The organism is Microbacterium sp. ZOR0019, assembly GCF_000800925.1.
GTDB lineage: Bacteria > Actinomycetota > Actinomycetes > Actinomycetales > Microbacteriaceae > Microbacterium > Microbacterium aurugineum.
This window is the reverse complement of record NZ_JRKC01000108.1, coordinates 1-1,105: the sequence shown is the minus strand read 5'-3', so window position 1 is coordinate 1,105 and position 1,105 is coordinate 1. Positions and strand designations below refer to the sequence as shown.

The window sequence follows — 1,105 nt, the reverse complement described above, 5'->3', positions numbered from 1 at the left end:
GGGGGGGCAGCGAGCGGGCGGCTGGCGCCGCCGCTCTGTCGGAGCGCTGGCGCGCTCCTGCGCCCCTGGCGGGGCGCTCCGTGGCCGGGTTGTGGGGAGCCGTAGCGGTGTCGAAATGGTCGGGCGTGGGTGGTTTGGGTCGGGTGCTGGTCGGTGCGTTCCGAGGTGGTCGGTGTGGGTGTCGAGCGACCCGCTGTCGCGGTCGCGGTGGTCGGGTTGGGGAGGCGTCGGAACGGGGGGCACTCCCCCGCGCTCCTGATCGGGCTGGGGATGACGGGGGTGGCCCCGACGGGCGTGGATCCCCCGGCCCGCCCGATCGGCCCTCAGACGGGCGCACAGCGCCGCTGAGAGCACCCGCCGGCTCCTGAACCCCCACCCCCGGCGAGCAGCTCGCCGAGCAGCTCGAGCTGCCCGCTGCGGCGAGCGCAGCCGGAACCCCTCACCGGCCCCCTACCGCCCTGCCACGCCGCCCCGGCCCCGGAGGCCACCACCCGCCGCGGCGAGCGCTCACCGTCCCCACGGCAGGCCGTCCAGCAGCGGCCCCCACACCGACCACCCCACCGGCTCCCCCGTGCACACCCACCACACCACCGCCCCGACCGGCCCCCACAACCACGCCCACGCCACCACCGCACGCCGCACCGCCTTCCCCGCCCCCGCAGCGGCATCCCCCACCCGCTCCACGCGCCCCAACCAGCCCACAACCGCATCCCTCGACACATCCATGCCCACCCTGTACGCGGCCCGGCCCCTGCCCACCTCCACCACCTCCACCCGCCATAGGTGCCGATCACCGCCCACATCGGACACGACCCCGCACAAAGGGATATCGACCGCACCCCCGAACGGCGATCACCACCCCCACGCCCCGGCCGAGACACCCACCCCCCGCAACCCCCACGCAACCCCCCGAAAAATGCAAGCAAATTTCAAGCAACATTCACCACCCCACCCCCACCGAACCCGCACCACCTCGCACCCCTCGACCCTGCGAAAAATGCTTGCAAATTTCAAGCAACATTCGCCGCCCTGGTCCCCCCACCCCCACCAATGTCCCACCCCCCACCTAGTTTGTAAACGTCAGGTTCACACAACACACACAGGA

At 72.6% G+C, this 1,105-nt stretch carries 1 protein-coding gene; it reads right to left on the bottom strand.

Annotation, left to right across the window (positions count from 1 at the left end; genetic code table 11):
- Positions 1-507: 507 nt before the first annotated feature.
- Positions 508-726 (bottom strand): hypothetical protein, encoded by a 219-nt coding sequence (locus L978_RS18015; RefSeq protein ID WP_156118330.1) that lies wholly within the window; start codon positions 724-726, stop codon positions 508-510.
- Between the last annotated feature and the right edge of the window lie 379 nt (positions 727-1,105).

Coding starts and splice junctions, on each gene's coding strand:
- L978_RS18015 (WP_156118330.1), bottom strand. CDS start 726: ATGGATGTGTCGAGGGATGCGGTTGTGGGCTGGTTGGGGCGCGTGGAG.